Origin of the sequence: Streptomyces sp. SCSIO 75703, from assembly GCF_036607905.1 — a bacterium.
Lineage (GTDB): Bacteria > Actinomycetota > Actinomycetes > Streptomycetales > Streptomycetaceae > Streptomyces.
The window spans coordinates 2,310,302-2,326,106 of sequence record NZ_CP144555.1 but is presented as its reverse complement, the minus strand read 5'-3'; the positions used below and the strand labels follow the sequence as shown (position 1 = coordinate 2,326,106).

At 71.9% G+C, this 15,805-nt stretch carries 13 protein-coding genes and 1 riboswitch; of the genes, 6 read left to right on the top strand and 7 right to left on the bottom strand.

Translation table 11 applies throughout. The features are described 5' to 3' along the window. Positions 1–110 precede the first annotated feature (110 nt). Positions 111–250, bottom strand: a riboswitch (cobalamin riboswitch). 427 nt (positions 251–677) lie between these two features. The 3 genes from VM636_RS10020 to VM636_RS10010 all read right to left on the bottom strand — a co-directional run bounded on the left by VM636_RS10020 (position 678) and on the right by VM636_RS10010 (position 3,493). Continuing rightward, on the bottom strand, positions 678–2,306 hold the full coding sequence (locus VM636_RS10020; RefSeq protein ID WP_107091426.1) for a sodium:solute symporter family protein: 1,629 nt from the start codon (positions 2,304–2,306) through the stop codon (positions 678–680). Then, positions 2,303–2,569, bottom strand: coding sequence for a DUF3311 domain-containing protein (locus tag VM636_RS10015; RefSeq protein WP_030421697.1), 267 nt, complete (start codon positions 2,567–2,569; stop codon positions 2,303–2,305). Before VM636_RS10015 ends, VM636_RS10020 begins: the two co-directional genes overlap by 4 nt. Positions 2,570–2,728: 159 nt before the next feature. Further along, complete coding sequence (locus VM636_RS10010) at positions 2,729–3,493, bottom strand: GntR family transcriptional regulator (protein WP_030421696.1); 765 nt, start codon at positions 3,491–3,493, stop codon at positions 2,729–2,731. Between the two features lie 453 nt (positions 3,494–3,946). On the opposite strand from VM636_RS10010, the gene VM636_RS10005 reads away from it, so the two are divergent. The 4 genes from VM636_RS10005 (at position 3,947) to VM636_RS09990 (ending at position 8,748) form a co-directional block, all read left to right on the top strand. Then, complete coding sequence (locus tag VM636_RS10005) at positions 3,947–5,248, top strand: sugar ABC transporter substrate-binding protein (RefSeq protein WP_030421695.1); 1,302 nt, start codon at positions 3,947–3,949, stop codon at positions 5,246–5,248. Between the two features lie 136 nt (positions 5,249–5,384). After that, positions 5,385–6,377, top strand: a complete 993-nt coding sequence (locus VM636_RS10000; protein ID WP_030421694.1) for a sugar ABC transporter permease — start codon at positions 5,385–5,387, stop codon at positions 6,375–6,377. After that, complete coding sequence (locus VM636_RS09995; RefSeq protein WP_030421693.1) at positions 6,374–7,249, top strand: carbohydrate ABC transporter permease; 876 nt, start codon at positions 6,374–6,376, stop codon at positions 7,247–7,249. Before VM636_RS10000 ends, VM636_RS09995 begins: the two co-directional genes overlap by 4 nt. A gap of 8 nt (positions 7,250–7,257) precedes the next feature. After that, positions 7,258–8,748: a glycoside hydrolase family 3 N-terminal domain-containing protein gene (locus VM636_RS09990; RefSeq protein ID WP_030421692.1), complete on the top strand. Its 1,491-nt coding sequence runs from the start codon at positions 7,258–7,260 to the stop codon at positions 8,746–8,748. An 88-nt stretch (positions 8,749–8,836) separates the two neighbouring features. Here VM636_RS09990 and nagB read toward each other — a convergent pair whose 3' ends face one another. Next, complete coding sequence (nagB, locus tag VM636_RS09985; protein WP_053914577.1) at positions 8,837–9,622, bottom strand: glucosamine-6-phosphate deaminase; 786 nt, start codon at positions 9,620–9,622, stop codon at positions 8,837–8,839. Positions 9,623–10,678: 1,056 nt separating this feature from the next. On the opposite strand from nagB, the gene VM636_RS09980 reads away from it, so the two are divergent. After that, positions 10,679–12,145: a PAS domain-containing sensor histidine kinase gene (locus tag VM636_RS09980; RefSeq protein ID WP_030421690.1), complete on the top strand. Its 1,467-nt coding sequence runs from the start codon at positions 10,679–10,681 to the stop codon at positions 12,143–12,145. A 313-nt stretch (positions 12,146–12,458) separates the two neighbouring features. On the opposite strand, the gene VM636_RS09975 is transcribed toward VM636_RS09980, so the two are convergent. Together VM636_RS09975 and VM636_RS09970 are read right to left on the bottom strand one after the other, a co-directional pair. Beyond that, on the bottom strand, positions 12,459–12,716 hold the full coding sequence (locus VM636_RS09975; RefSeq protein ID WP_029383210.1) for a WhiB family transcriptional regulator: 258 nt from the start codon (positions 12,714–12,716) through the stop codon (positions 12,459–12,461). A gap of 319 nt (positions 12,717–13,035) precedes the next feature. After that, positions 13,036–14,004 carry a diacylglycerol kinase family protein gene (locus VM636_RS09970; RefSeq protein WP_030421689.1) on the bottom strand — a complete coding sequence of 323 codons (969 nt, stop codon included), beginning with the start codon at positions 14,002–14,004 and terminating at the stop codon, positions 13,036–13,038. 128 nt (positions 14,005–14,132) lie between these two features. Between VM636_RS09970 and VM636_RS09965 the strand changes: the two genes are divergently transcribed. Further along, the gene (locus VM636_RS09965) at positions 14,133–14,600 is read left to right on the top strand and encodes a hypothetical protein (RefSeq protein WP_053914576.1); all 468 of its coding nucleotides are present in this window, start codon (positions 14,133–14,135) and stop codon (positions 14,598–14,600) included. Between the two features lie 92 nt (positions 14,601–14,692). Here the strand turns inward: VM636_RS09965 and VM636_RS09960 are convergent, their stop codons facing one another. Further along, on the bottom strand, positions 14,693–15,796 hold the full coding sequence (locus tag VM636_RS09960) for an RNA polymerase sigma factor SigF (protein WP_199809418.1): 1,104 nt from the start codon (positions 15,794–15,796) through the stop codon (positions 14,693–14,695). Positions 15,797–15,805 lie beyond the last annotated feature (9 nt).

Sequence of the window (15,805 nt, the reverse complement as noted above, 5' to 3'; positions counted from 1 at the left end):
TCGCTCGGCACGGGGCCTGGCGGAGGGCGGAGGCAGCTCACGAGCGCACGGGGGCGTCGCGTCCACCGGCCCATTCCACGAGGCCCGGACGTCATGGCACCCTGGCCGGACGGCCGGGGCGCACTGTCGGCAGGTCCTCGGACTGAAGCCTGTGCGGGCCACGCGAACACGCACAAGTACACCGTTGCGGGACAGTTCCGGATTCACACCGGATTCCCCTGCGGCGACAGCGAGCATGAGCATACATCTTGTGCCAGGCCCCGGGAGCACCCCCAGATGTTGTGTCAGGCTGGTATCGGAGGGGCGACGCGGGGTGAGTAGAGTGACCCCCGGACCGTGCGTCCGGGACACCCCCGGGCCCGCCGCCGGGCGGGCTTCGGACCGGGCCGACGGGCTTGCCCGGGCCCGGGCACGGGGCCTTCCGCGGGCGTCCGGCGGACGCGCCCGTACGGCCGTCGGCGCCCCGGGGACACGCCCGGCAGGCGCCCGTCCCCGCAGCACGGCGCCCCGGCACGCCGACCGCGTCGGGCCGGCACGCCGAACCGGCCCCGGAGGCGCCGGGCCGGTTCGCCGCGGACAACCCGAGGGGCCCGGCACGCCGAGCCGGCCCGCCCCGGGGCGTTCCGAAGGCCCCCCGACACGCCCGGCGGCCCTCGGCCCCGCCCTTCGTCTTGCCGTCAGCGTGTCGGTTCCGCCGTGGCCGGGGGCAGCTCCGCCTCGACGCCGGGATCGCCCACGTCCGCCGTGTAGTCGCCGGGGCGGGTCTCGTCGACGCCCTCGGGGGCACCCGCGGCCTTGAACAGGACCGTCGCCACCACGGTCACGAGGACGTTGAGCACGAACGCGGTGAGCCCGATGTAGCCGATCTCCCCGATGCCCGGGATCTCCTTCGCCGAGCCCCCGAAGTGCTTCTGCGTCGGCGAGGCCACCCCGTACGCGGCGACCGTGCCGTAGACCATGCCCACCGCCCATCCGGCGAGCAGCGCCCAGCGGTGGAACCAGCGGGTGAACAGGCCGCCGACCAGCGCCGGGAAGGTCTGCAGGATCCAGATGCCGCCGAGGAGCTGGAAGTTGATGGCGACCGTCTTGTCCATGCCCAGCACGAAGACCAGCGCGCCCACCTTCACCAGCAGCGACACCACCTTGGACACCCGCGTCTCCTGGTGCGGCGTGGCGTCCGGCCGGATGAAGTCCCGGTAGATGTTGCGGGTGAACAGGTTGGCCGCGGCGATGGACATGATGGCCGCCGGGACCAGCGCGCCGATGCCGATCGCCGCGAACGCCACGCCCGCGAACCAGTCCGGGAACATGTCCTCGAAGAGCTGCGGGATCGCCAGTTGCCCGTTGCTCACCCGGACCCCGGCGGCGATCGCCATGAAGCCGAGCAGGGCGAGCATGCCGAGCATCAGCGAGTACAGCGGCAGGATCGTGGTGTTGCGGCGGATCACCTCGCGGCTGCGCGAGGAGAGCGTCGCGGTGATCGAGTGCGGGTACATGAAGAGCGCGAGCGCCGAGCCGAGCGCCAGCGTGGCGTACGTCCACCGGCCCGCCTCGCCGGGTGCCAGCGCGCCCCGAGGCTGCCCGGTGGCCGGGTCGGTCTGCTCGAACGCCGCGCCCGCCTTGGCGAAGACGGCGTCGAAGCCGCCCAGCTTGACGGGGATGTAGATGATCGCCACCACGATCACCAGGTAGATCAGCGTGTCCTTGACGAAGGCGATCAGCGCGGGCGCCCGCAGCCCCGACGAGTAGGTGTACGCGGCCAGCACGCCGAAGGCGATCAGCAGCGGCAGGTCCTTCACGAACCAGTGGGTGTCCTCGCCGCCCCCGACGCCCATCACGTCCAGCACCGCCTGGATGCCGACGAGCTGGAGCGCGATGTACGGCATCGTCGCCAGGATGCCGGTGACGGCCACCGCCAGCGAGAGGCCCTTGGAGCCGAACCGGCCGCGCACGAAGTCCGAGGTCGTCACGTAGCCGTGCCGGTGGGAGACCGACCACAGCCGGGGCAGGAAGGTGAAGATCAGGGGGTAGACCAGGATCGTGTACGGCACCGCGAAGAAGCCCGCCGCGCCCGCCGCGTAGATCGCGGCGGGGACGGCCACGAAGGTGTAGGCCGTGTACAGGTCGCCGCCGAGCAGGAACCAGGTGACCCAGGTGCCGAACGACCGGCCGCCCAGTCCCCACTCGTCGAGGCTGTGCTCGTTCGCGGCCCGCCGCCAGCGCGCGGCGACGAAGCCGAGGACGGTGACGAGCGCGAAGAAGAAGACGAAGACGACGAGCGCGACGACGTTCACGCCGCCGTTCACCGCGGACCACCGCCCGTGCGGGCGCCCCGCGCGCGCTGGTCGCGCCGCCAGAGCGTGTACGCGGTCGCCGTCAGCGCCGTGGACAGGAGCACCCACGCCATCTGGTACCAGTAGAAGAACGGGATGCCGAAGAGGGCCGGGTCCACTCTCGCGTAGGAGCCGACCCACAGCATGGCGACGAACGGTGCGAGCAGGCACAGTCCGATGACGACGCGCGACGGTGTGACCGTCGGCGCGCGGTCGGTGTGCGGGGAATCTGGCATACGGTGGGCTCCGTCCCCTCGTGATCACCTGGTGCGGTGCGCACGAAAATGTAGGGGACGGCCCCGGGCCGGCGGAAGACCACGTCCGGGTGGGGGTGCGGACGGGCCCCGGACGGGTCGCCGGCCTGCCGGCGACAGGCGCCGGCCGGTCGAACTCCCTCAGTCCTGCGGGCGCTTGAGCCGGGCGACGAACTTGTAGCGGTCGCCCCGGTACACCGACCGCACCCACTCCACGGGGCGGCCGGAGCGGTCCAGCGAGTGCCGGGAGAGCATCAGCATCGGCAGCCCGACGTCGGTGCCGAGCAGCCCGGCCTCGCGCGGGGTGGCCAGCGAGGTCTCGATGGTCTCCTCGGCCTCGGCGAGATGGACGTCGTACACCTCGGCGAGCGCCGTGTAGAGGGAGGTGTACTTCGCCAGGGAGCGGCGCAGCGCGGGGAAGTGCTTCGCCGACAGGTGGGTCGTCTCGATGGCCATCGGCTCCCCGTTGGCCATGCGCAGCCGCTCGATGCGCAGCACCCGGCCGCCGGCGGTGATGTCCAGCAGCCCGGCGAGCCGGTCGTCGGCGGTGATGTAGCCGATGTCCAGCAACTGCGAGGTGGGTTCGAGGCCCTGCGCCCGCATGTCCTCGGTGTACGAGGTGAGCTGGAGCGCCTGGGAGACCTTGGGCTTGGCGACGAAGGTGCCCTTGCCCTGGATGCGCTCCAGGCGGCCCTCCACGACCAGTTCCTGGAGCGCCTGGCGCACGGTGGTGCGCGAGGTGTCGAACTCCGCGGCGAGCGTGCGCTCGGGCGGGACCGGGGTGCCCGGTGCCTGGGTCCGGACCATGTCGAGCAGGTGTTTCTTCAGTCGGTAGTACTTGGGCACGCGCGCGGTACGGACGCTCGCCCCGCCCTCGTTCTCCGCACTGCTGACGTCGGTGCTCATGGTCTGCCTTCCCGGCTCCGGGTCCCGAAACGACCGACGTCCCTCATCGGCCACGGTGCACATCGTGGCACGGCCGCGCACCGGCACGGTCCGGCACGCTCCGTGATCCCCTCTGTATACCCGCGCGCCCCCCGTTGGTCTAGTCCATATCACGGGCTTCCGGCTGTCGTTCCCGGTGGTGGGGAGGGCGGTGGTCCACCCGTCCGCCGCGGGGCCGACACGTGACCCCGGTCTGTCCGAACTGTCCCTTGGGGAATGAAAGGTCCCTGCATATCTCGGTCGCATCACGGACGCCCGGAGCGCGCCTGATCACCCTTGACAGCCCTATTGGTCTGGGCCAAGCTCCCCGTGCTGGTCTACACCATTGGTCCAGTCCCGGCCCCAGGAGCGGTACGCGTTCACGCTCGACCGCAGGGAGGCAGGGGGGTTTGTGGCATCCCTGAGGAGGGTGGCGTGAAGCGCAAGCTGATAGCCGCGATCGGTATCGCGGGCATGATGGCATCCATCGCGGCGTGCGGGGGCTCCGACGACAACGCGTCCAAGCAGGACCCCAAGGACCGCAAGGGCGACCTCACCGTCTGGCTGATGGTGGACGCCCAGAGCAGCTGGCCGGAGCTGGTCAAGCAGACCAACGCCGACTTCAACGCGAAGTACCCCGGGGTCAAGGTCAACGTCCAGTACCAGCAGTGGGGCGACAAGACCAAGAAGCTCGACGCCGCGCTGTCCGGCGACAAGTTCCCCGACGTGGTCGAGCTGGGCAACACCGAGACGATGACCTACATCCTCAACGGTGCCCTCGGCGAGATCGACGCCAAGAAGTACGACAACTCGGACACGTGGATCGAGGGCCTCAAGGACACCTGCTCCTACGAGGGCAAGCTCTACTGCGTCCCGTACTACGCCGGCGCCCGCGTCGCCATCTACAACAAGGACATGTTCAAGGAAGGCACCGGTTCCGACCAGTTGCCGGCCACCGAGGACGAACTGTTCAAGGCGCTCGACAAGGTCCAGGACAAGTACAAGAAGGACAACGCCTTCTCGTCGCTGTACCTGCCGGGCCGCTACTGGTACGCCGCCATGTCGTACGTCGCCGGGTACGGCGGCGAGATCGCCACCTACGACGAGGGCAGCAAGGAGTGGAAGGGCGCCCTCTCCACGCCGGAGGCGCAGAAGGGCATCCAGCACTTCGTCGACCTGGTCAAGAAGTACAACCACGGTGACCAGACGAAGGACGAGCAGGACCACGCCAACGTCATGGCCAACGAGAAGGCGGCCCTGCTCTACGGCAACGGCTGGGAGGCCGGCAGCGTCGTCGACTCCGAGAACAGCGGCAACCCGAAGCTGAAGGACAAGATCGCCACCGCGGGCATGCCCGGCCCGAACGGCAAGACCCTGCCCTCCTTCATCGGCGGCTCCGACCTCGCCACCATCGCCAAGTCCAAGAACCAGGACCTGGCGCAGGAGTGGATCTCCCTCTTCACCAACGAGAAGGCCCAGGCCGCCCTCGCCGAGAAGGACATCCTCCCCAACAACACCAAGCAGCTCGAACCGCTGAAGAACAAGCCGGAGACCGCCGCGAGCGCCAACGCGGTGCCCGACGCCTGGTTCACCCCGATCGCCCCCGGCTGGGCCGCGATCGAGAAGAAGGAAACGCTCGAGATCATGCTGCTCGACATCCTGAAGGGCAAGTCGGTCGCCGACGCCACCAAGGCTGCCGACGCGGAGATCAACTCGCTGATCAACGAGGTCTCCTGACCGAGGCGCACCACCCTCGCCGACCTCCGGTGCCCGGTCCGGCCCCCGGCCGGACCGGGCCGGTGAGGCGGCCGGCGGCCCTCGGGCCGCCGGCCGCCCGCCCGACGCAGAACCCTTCGAACGGAAGGCCCGCACAGTGAGTGCCGCCGACATCAAGACAGCCGGCCCGGAGGTGTCCGTACCGCGGGCGCCCGACGGCGACGGGCCGGCGCCGTCCGCACCCCGGAAGAGCGGGTGGGCCAACGGTCCACTCCTGCCCTACCTGCTGATCGCCCCGGCGGTCGTGGCCATCGCCGCGGTGTTCGTCTGGCCCCTGATCAAGACCGTGATCATGTCCTTCCAGGACGTGGGCCGGCGCGAACTGTGGAGTGGCGACGCCGCCGACTGGGTGGGCTTCGAGCAGTTCACCAACATCCTCGGCGACGGCGAGTTCTACGACGTCGTCTGGCGCACCGTCCTGTTCATGGTCGTCTGCGTCGTCACCACCCTGGCCATCGGGCTCTTCCTCGCCCACGCCATGCAGCGCATGAGCAAGGGCGTACGCCTGCTGCTGACCGGCGCCCTCATCGCCGCCTGGTCCCTGCCGCTGCTCGTCGCCACCTCGATCTTCCGCTGGTTCGCCGACTCCGACTACGGCGTGGCCAACATGGTGCTGACCAAGTACCTGGGCTTCGACTTCCAGGGCCACAACTGGTGGCTCGACCCCAAGCAGGGCTTCCTCATGATCGGCGCCGTGGTGGTGTGGGGCGCGATCCCGTTCGTCGCCGTCACCCTCTACGCCGCGCTCACCCAGGTCCCCTCCGAACTGGAGGAGGCCGCCAAGCTCGACGGCGCCGGACGGCTCGGCGTCTTCCGCTACGTGACCTGGCCGGTCATCAAGCCCGTCTTCCAGATGGTCGCCACGCTCTCCGTCATCTGGGACTTCAACGTCTTCGGCCAGGTCTTCCTGATGCGCGGCAACAAGCCCGAGAAGGAGTACAACCTGCTCGGCCTCTACTCCTACGAGAAGGCGTTCGAGTCCAACTCCTTCAGTCAGGGCGCCGCCATCGCCCTGATCACGGTGCTGCTCCTGTCCGGCGTGGCCGTCTACTACCTGCGCCAGCTGCTCAAGATCGGAGAGGTCGAGTGAGCCTCACGACCGCCCCCCGCGCCACGGCGCCCGGCTACCGCCCCGACCGCAAGAAGCGCAGTCGGCACCTGTACAACGCCGTCGGAGTCGTCGCCTTCCTCGTGATGGCCTTCCCGGTCTACTGGCTCGTCGTCAGCTCCCTGCGCCCCAACGCGGAGATCCGCTCCTACGACCAGAAGCTCTGGCCGACCTCCCTGACCTTCGACAACTTCAGCCGGGCCATCAACGCGCCGAACTTCGGCAGCGCCATCCAGTCCAGCCTCATCATCTGCGTGACCGCCGTGCTCGGCGCGATGGTGCTCTCCACGATCGCCGCCTTCGCCATCGGACGCTTCCGCTTCCGCGGCCGCAAGATCTTCATGATCGTGCTGCTGGTGGTGCAGCTCCTGCCGCCGACGGCCATGCTCATCCCCCTCTACATCCAGCTCAACGACCTCGGCGCCGTCAACGAGTACTGGGGCGTCATCGTCATCTACCTCGTCTCGACGCTGCCGTTCGCCACCTGGATGATCCGCGGCTTCGTGGTGAACATCCCCCTGGAGCTCGAAGAGGCCGCCATGGTCGACGGCTGCACCCGGATGGGCGCCTTCTGGCGCGTGATCTTCCCGCTGCTCGCCCCCGGCCTCGCCGCCGCCTCGATCTTCTCCCTGATCAACGCGTGGAACGAGTACCTGCTCGCCTACATCGTGTTGCAGGACAACGACAAGTACACGCTCAACGTCTGGCTCATGAACTTCACCACCTCGCGCGGCACCGACTACGGGGCGCTCATGGCCGCCTCGACGCTGATCGCGATCCCGGTCGTCGCGTTCTTCATGATCGTCCAGAAGAAGATGGCCGCTGGTCTCACCTCCGGCGCAGTGAAGGGATAACGCCACCGATGACGACGCTCGCCAGCGGTACCGACACGCTCACCCGCGACGCGCTGACCGTCCTCCAGCCCGGCTTCGAGGGCACCACCGCCCCCGACTGGCTGCTGCGCCGGCTGGGCGAGGGACTGGCCTCCGTCGGCCTGTTCGGGCGGAACATCACCTCGCCCGGACAACTGGCCGCGCTCACCGCGCAACTGCGCGCCGAACGCGAGGACGTGCTGGTCGCCATCGACGAGGAGGGGGGTGACGTCACGCGCCTGGAGGTCCGCGACGGCTCCTCCTTCCCCGGCAACCACGCCCTGGGCGCGGTGGACGACGTGGTCCTCACCCGGGAGGTGGCCGCCGAACTGGGCCGCCGGCTCGTGGCCTGCGGGGTCAACCTCGACTGGGCGCCGTCCGCCGACGTCAACTCCAACCCCGACAACCCGGTGATCGGCGTGCGCTCCTTCGGCGCCGACACCGACCTGGCGGCCCGCCACACCGCCGCCTACGTCACCGGGCTGCAGTCGGCGGGGGTGGCCGCCTGCACCAAGCACTTCCCCGGCCACGGCGACACCGCCGTCGACTCCCACCACGCGCTGCCCCGCATCGACGTGGACGCCGAGGTCCTCGCCGAGCGGGACCTCAAGCCCTTCCGCGCGGCCATCGCCGCCGGCAGCAGGGCCGTGATGAGCGCGCACATCCTGGTGCCCGCGCTCGACGCGGAGCGTCCGGCAACGTTGTCCCGCCGCATCCTGCTCGACCTGCTCCGCGGCGACCTCGGCTTCGACGGCCTGATCGTCACCGACGGCATGGAGATGCGGGCCATCGCCGACGCCTACGGCATCGAGCGCGGCAGCGTCCTGGCCATCGCGGCCGGCGCCGACGCCATCTGCGTGGGCGGCGGGCTCGCCGACGAGGACACCGTCCGGCGGCTGTGCGACGCCCTGGTCGCCGCCGTGCGCTCCGGCGAACTGCCCGAGGAGCGGCTGGCCGACGCGGCCCGGCGCGTGCGCGACCTCGCCGACTGGACCGCGCGGGCCGCGGCCGGCCGGACGGACACGGACGCCGGCGACCCGGAGGTGGGCCTGCGCGCGGCCCGCCGCGCCCTGCGCGTCACCGGCGCCGAGGGCTACACGCCGCTGACCGCGGCACCGTACGTGGCGGCCTTCACGCCGGTCGCCAACATCGCGGTCGGCCACGAGACGCCCTGGGGCGTCGCGGCCGAGCTGGGCCGGCTGGTCCCGGGCACGGAGACCGGCGGCTTCACCGGGCCGGACGCCGGACGCGAGGCGCTCGCGGCGGCCGGATCGCGCCGGGTGGTCGCCGTCGTCCGCGACGAGCACCGGCACCCGTGGATGACCCAGGCCCTGGAGGCCCTCCTGGCGGCCCGCCCCGACACCGTCGTGGTCGAGATGGGCGTGCCCCGGGCGGAGCCCCGTGGCGCGCTGTACGTGGCCACCCACGGTGCGGCCCGGGTGTGCGGCAGGGCGGCGGCGGAGGTCATCGCGGGGGTGTGACCCCCGTACGCCCGCGGCACGCGCGAAGGCGCCGGCCCCCTTGCGGAGGGGGCCGGCGCCTTCGGCCGTACCGGGCGCGGGGCGCCGGTCAGATGCCCTGCCAGTCGGGCTTGTGCGCGAAGGAGTACCGGAAGTAGCCGGCGTACGTCAGCTTGCTCGCCGCGGCCTCGTCGACGACGACCGTGGCGTGCGGGTGCAGTTGCAGCGCGGAGGCCGGGCAGACGGCCGCCAGCGGGCCCTCCACGCTCGCGGCGACCGCGTCGGCCTTGGACGCGCCGGTGGCCAGCAGCACCACGTGCCGGGCCTCCAGGATGGTGCCCACGCCCTGCGTGATGACGTGGTGCGGGACCTGCTCGACGTCGCCGTCGAAGAAGCGCGCGTTGTCGGCGCGGGTCTGCTCGGTCAGCGTCTTGATGCGGGTGCGCGAGGACAGCGAGGAGCAGGGCTCGTTGAAGCCGATGTGCCCGTCGGTGCCGATGCCCAGGAGCTGGAAGTCCACGCCGCCGGCGGCCGCCAGGGCCTTCTCGTACGACGCGCAGGCGCCCACCACGTCCTCGTCCGAGCCGTCGGGGCCGAGGAACGCGTCGGCCCCGAGCCCGAGCGGCTCCAGCACCTCGCGCCGGAGCACCGAGCGGTACGACTCGGGGTGGTCCACGGGCAGCCCGACGTACTCGTCGAGCTGCGCGATCCGCGCCTCGGAGACGTCCACCGCGCCCGAGCGCACCCGCGCCGCCAGCGCCTCGTACACCGGCAGCGGGGTCGAGCCGGTGGCCACCCCCAGCAGGGCGTCGGGCTTGCGCCTGAGCAACCGCGCCATGGCCTCGGCCACGAGTTCGCCGCCTGCCTTGGCGTCCGGAACGATGACAACTTCCACGCTGGCCTGCCGTTTCAAGAGAGGGACCCACCCGGTGCCCGGCCCCGGCGGTGCGGGTGCGGACCACGGATTCCGATGCCGTGCGTCCCGAGGGTAAAGGGCTCGGGGCGCCGGGCCCGGAGGCGGGGACCCGAGGACGATGTGGTTTAGACCAATCTAACAGAGGGGGCCACGGGAACACCGGGCTCCGACACCCCCGCGCACCGGCGCCGCCGGTGTTCCGCGCCCCGCCCCCACCCTGCCCTCGCGTCGACTGGGCCCGGCCCTGCCGCCCCGCCTTCCCGCTCCCTCCCTCGCGCCGTCCTCGCGCGCCTTCTCGCGCCGGCGCGCGCGGTGGCGTGGGGCGGCGTGGGGCGGCGCGGTGGCGCGGTGGCGCCCGCACGCGCTCCGGGCCGGCGCCGTCTCGCCGGACCTCTCGCAGGCCCCCTTTTCCGGGCCGGCGGGTTAGGCTTCTGCCGGACGTCCGGCCGTCGGAGAGCCGGGTCCGAAGGCGGCGCGGACAAAGAGGGTCCGCCGCATGGACACCCGCAGTGGTCTAGTCCACAATGGCCACGACGGCACGCACGCCGACCGCACACACCGAACATCGGACGTCCGCCTTCCCCGCACAGGAGGGCGGACCGAGGAACCGCGGCTCTCTGCCCTGACTGCCCGGCTCCTCACCCCTCGGCCGAACGGGACCGCACACCCCCGGCCGATGGTGCTCCGGGCTGCGGTGCCGGGAGGGTCGAGGGTCCCTCCCAGGCGCCGCGGCCCGCGGCTGTTCCCGCGTCCCCGGGCCGCGTCCGGGCCGCCTTCCCTTGCCGGGCCGCCTGCATCCTCGGGCCTCTCCTGCCGCCGGGCCGGCTCCGCTTCCGGCCGTCTCCCCTTGCCGGACCGCCGCCACGCCCAGGTCACCGCCCCACTGCCGGGCCGGCTCCGCACGGGCGCCCGGTCTCCGCGCCCCCGGACCCGGCTCGGCGCCGGCCCCGCCGCGCCGCCTGGCCGGAAACAGCCGCCGACCGGCCGGTTCCCGTCGCCGTTCCCGCCGGCGGGTACGCTCGGCCCGTGCCCTCCATGAACGAACTCGTACGCCAGCACACGCTCCTCGACGAATCCGACCTGGAGTGGCTGCACCTGCTGGTCTCGGAGTGGCAGCTCCTCTCCGACCTCTCCTTCGCCGACCTCGTGCTGTGGGTCCCCACCCGTGACGGCACCCGGTACGTCTCCGTCGCCCAGATGCGGCCCAACACCGGCCCCACCTCGTACCAGGACGACATGATCGGCCACCTCGTGCCGCGCGGCCGGCGGCCCCTGCTGGACGTCGCCCTGGACGAGGGCCGGATCGTGCGCGAGGGCGACCCGGAGTGGCGCGAGGAGGTCCCGGTCCGGGTCGAGTCCATCCCCGTGCGCCGCCAGGGACGCGTCCTCGGCGTCATCGCGCGCAACACCAACCTGCTCACCGTGCGCACCCCGAGCCGGCTGGAGCTGACATACCTCCAGAGCGCCTCCGACCTCGCCCAGATGATCGCGGCCGGCGCCTTCCCGTTCGAGAACCAGCAGGTCGACATGGACGCCTCGCCGCGCGTCGGCGACGGCCTCATCCGGCTCGACGCGGACGGCGTCGTCCAGTACGCCTCGCCCAACGCCCTCTCCGCCTACCACCGCCTCGGGCTCGCCGCCGACCTGGTCGGGCACCACCTCGGCGAGACCACGGCGGAACTCGCCCCGTCCCGGGTCCCGGTGGACGAGGCGCTCGCCAAGCTGGCCAGCGGCTGGGCGCCGCGCGACTTCGAGGTCGAGGCGCGCGGCGGGGTGATCCAGTTCCGCGCCATCCCGCTCAAGCCCAAGGGGACGCGCATCGGCTCCCTGGTCCTGCTGCGCGACGTCACGGAGCTGCGCCGCAGGGAACGCGAGCTGATCACCAAGGACGCCACCATCCGGGAGATCCACCACCGGGTGAAGAACAACCTCCAGACCGTCGCCGCGCTGCTGCGGCTGCAGGCCCGCCGCATCGAGTCCGAGCGGGGCCGCGCGGCGCTGGAGGAGGCGGTGCGCCGGGTCGGCTCGATCGCCATCGTGCACGAGACGCTGTCTCAGAACCTGGACGAGAGGGTGGAGTTCGACGAGATCGCCGACCGGGTGGTCGCGATGGTGGCCGAGATCTCGCCGGGCAAGGTCACGGGCCGGCGCTCCGGGCGCTTCGGCATCCTGGACGCCGAGGTCGCCACGCCGCTGTCGATGGTGCTGACCGAGGTGCTGCAGAACGCGCTGGAGCACGGCTTCCGCGAGGGCGACACCGGCACCGTCGAGGTCACCGCGGTCCGGGGCGGCACGAGCCGGGAGGCGCGGCTCCTCGTCACCGTCCAGGACGACGGGGTGGGCCTGCCCGCGGACTTCGACCCGCACCGCTCGGGCAACCTGGGGCTCCAGATCGTCCGCACCCTGGTCGAGGGCGAGCTGGGCGGCTCCTTCGACATGGTCCCGGCGCCGGAGCGCGGCACCCAGGTGATCCTCGACATCCCGGTGCCGCCGCGGAAATAGCGGGGGAGGGGCGGAGGCCCCGCACGTCGGCACTCGAGGGGTTCCCGGAGGGGCCGTGACCGGGCTCCCGGAGGGATTCCCGGCGGAAGAGGGCTCCTGACGGGAGGAAGCCCCCGACGGGCACGTGTCCCCGGACGAGCGAAAGGCCCCGGACCGTTGACGGTCCGGGGCCAGTTGCCCGTGCGTGGGTCCCCTGCTCGGACGAGACGAGAACTCGGGAGCATCGGGGATACTGCGCGCTGCGGCTCGGGGGCGGGAGTTGCGTACTCGCTGTACGCGCCGCCCAGCTCAGGCTGTCAGCAGGGGTGGTTGGTCAGGCGGAAGCCTGACGAGCCCGGTTGCGGGCGGCACGGCGCTTCATCGCGCGGCGCTCGTCCTCGCTGAGACCACCCCAGACGCCGGAGTCCTGACCGGACTCGAGCGCCCACTGCAGACACTGCTCGATCACCGGGCAGCGACGGCAGACGGCCTTGGCTTCCTCGATCTGCAGCAGCGCGGGACCGGTGTTGCCGATGGGGAAGAAGAGCTCGGGGTCTTCCTCGCGGCAAACGGCGCGGTGACGCCAGTCCATGGCTGCTACCTCTCCTTGGTATTACGTGCTGGGTGCTTGTGAATGTGAACGCTTTCACGAATCCCTCAACAAGTGAAGGGGCTACCGCCAGGTTCCCTGGCGTAGTCCTGTGGTTTGAAGAGGGGTTCTGGTGATCTGTGGGGGCCGGTGTTGCGGGCCGTCCCGATCGCCACGTAGAGACTCGCAAACCTCAGCGGCGGATACAACCCCTTCCGGAAAGTTTTTTTTGATTCTTCGGTGTCGACTAGGTCACAGCCGTACTTCCATGGGGTGGACCCTGGCCTAAACGTTCGAGTGAAAGGACTTTCGCCGCTTCTGCTCACACAATCACACGCAGTGCCCGGCGTACGCCTGTGAACGTCACGCTGGTACGCAGCCCCAGGTGGTCACCGTCCATCTGGAGGGGCAGTGGCGCCTTCGAATGCAAGGTGAACTCGGTCAGATCGTGCAGGGACACCGCATGCCGGCCCCGGGGTCCGCGCTCGGGGGACGAAGTGAGCAACTGGGTGCCATACCGGGCAACCGCGGCCGTCGACAGGCGGCTGAGGCCGAAGAGGTCAAGCCCGGTATCGAACGAGGCTTTAGGCGACGCGTAGATCGGGCGATTGCCCAGAAACGTCCAGGGGCACGTGTTCGAGACTATGGAGAGCACCAGATCGGTGACCGGCTCGGCACCGGCCCGCTCCAGCGTGATCATCCCCTGGCGGCGATGCGGCTCCCCGATGAGCTGACGCACCACCTGGCGCACGTACAGGGCGTGGGTGGACTTGCGGCCCTGCTCCCGGTGCTGCTCGACCCGGCCGACCACCCCGGCGTCGAAACCGAGCCCGGCGTTGAAGGTGAACCAGCGGGCCGGCACGCCCTCGTCGTCGGTGCCCGGGGTGCCGGAGGCCAGACCCAGTCCGACGGTGCGTTCCCGGCTCTCGCGCAGCGCGTCCAGCAGGGCGCCGGTGGCCTCCACGGCGTGGTTGGGCAGGCCGAGGGCGCGGGCGAAGACGTTGGTCGATCCGCCGGGGACCACGGCGAGGCCGGGCAGCCGGTCCGGATCGGGCCCGGCGTGCAGCAGGCCGTTGACGACCTCGTTGACGGTGCCGTCGCCGCCGAGGGCGACCACGAGGTCGATGTCGTCGCCGCGCGCCGCCTGCCGGGCGAGGTCGCGCGCGTGGCCGCGGTACTCGGTGGTGACGGCCTCCAGCTTCATCTCGCTGGCGAGCGCGTGGATCAGCACATCGCGCGTACGCGCGCTCGTGGTGGTTGCCGCCGGGTTGACCACGAGAAGTGCACGCATGGGGTGCAGGGTACCTACTGGGTGGTACCCCGGCCCAGCCCGAGGGCGGACCGGGGCCCGCGCCGGAGCGCGGGCGGGCCGGGCGCGGGGGCCGTGGCCCGCCGTGGGGCGGGGGCTACCCTTCAGGGGTGAGCAGTGAGCAGACCCCCAGCCCCGAAGCCGCCCCGGACGCCGCCGAGGGGGCCGCGGGCGCCGACGCCCGGCCCGGCCGGCTGACCGCCGCGGCGGCGCTCGCCGCGCTGGAGGGGCTCGCCCTGGTCGTCGGCGGCGCCTGGATGCTCGTGGGCGGCCTCGTCGGCCACCCCGACGACCGCACCTCGGCTCTCACCGGCGGTGTCACCCTGATCGTGCTCGCCCTGCTGCCGCTGCTCGCCGCCCGGGGGCTGCTCGCCCGGCGCGGCTGGAGCCGCGGCCCCGCCGTCATCACGCAGATCATGGCGCTGCCGGTCGCCTACAGCCTGCTCCAGGCGGACAGCGTGGCCATCCCGGCGGGCATCGCCCTCGCCGTGGTGTCCGTCACCGCGCTGGTCCTGCTGCTGAACCCGGCGACGACGAAGGCGCTCGGCATCCGGGGCCCCGGCAACGCGGACAGGTGAGCGCCGCGGCTCCCGGGCGACGCGGGGTGGGCGCCGGGGCCCGCCCGCACCGGGCCGCGTACCGGCCCGGAGCCCGGGGAAACCGCCCGCCGCTACTCCTCGACCAGCAGCTTCTCCCGTAGCTGCGCCAGCGTGCGGGCGAGCAGCCGCGACACGTGCATCTGGGAGATGCCGACCTCCTGCGCGATCTGCGACTGGGTCATGTTGCCGAAGAAGCGCAGCAGCAGGATGCGCTTCTCGCGCGGCGGCAGGTCCTCCAGGAGCGGCTTGAGCGACTCCCGGTACTCGACGCCCTCCAGCGCCTCGTCCTCGGCGCCGAGGGTGTCCGCGACCGCCGGCGACTCGTCGTCGGTGTCGGGCACGTCCAGGGACAGCGTGGAGTACGCGTTGGCGGACTCCAGGCCCTCCAGGACCTCCTCCTCCGAGATCGCCAGCCGCTCGGCCAGTTCGTGCACGGTGGGGGAGCGGCCGTGCAACTGGGACAGCTCCGCGGTCGCCGTCGTCAGCGACAGCCGCAGTTCCTGGAGCCGGCGCGGGACGCGCACCGCCCAGCCCTTGTCCCGGAAGTGCCGCTTGATCTCGCCGACGACCGTCGGGGTCGCGTAGGTGGAGAACTCCACCCCGCGCTCCGGATCGAAGCGGTCGACCGACTTGATCAGCCCGATGGTGGCGACCTGCGTGAGGTCGTCCAGCGGCTCGCCGCGGTTGCGGAAGCGGCGCGCGAGGTGCTCGACGAGCGGCAGGTGCATGCGGACGAGCCGGTTGCGCAGCTCCGCGTAGGCGGGGCTGTCCTTCTCCAGCGTGCGCAGCTCGGCGAAGAGCGCCCGCGCCCCGCTGCGGTCCTGCGGATCGTGCCGCGTGCCGCCGGCGCGTGCCGCCGGCGCCGCGTCCCCGGAGTGCCTCTCGTGCTCGCTCATCGTCCCGCCCGTCACCCTTTCCCGAGCCTCCGCCTCCGCGCGGACCGGCCGGACGGGGCCGCCCCCGTCGTGCCCGCCCGCGGGCGTGCTCGGTGCGGCGGCGTCCTCCGCCGCCCGTCCTCCGCCCGCTCCGACGGCCCCCGTGGAGGTGTCGTCCTCGGGATGCGGCCGGGCCTGCTCGGGGATGCCGTCGATGCCCTCCCCCATGCGCCGGGCCTCGTCCGGAGGGCGTGCGCCCCCGGCCGGAACCCCCCGTGTGCCGCGCTCTTCGTCCCGCACCGGCCCGTC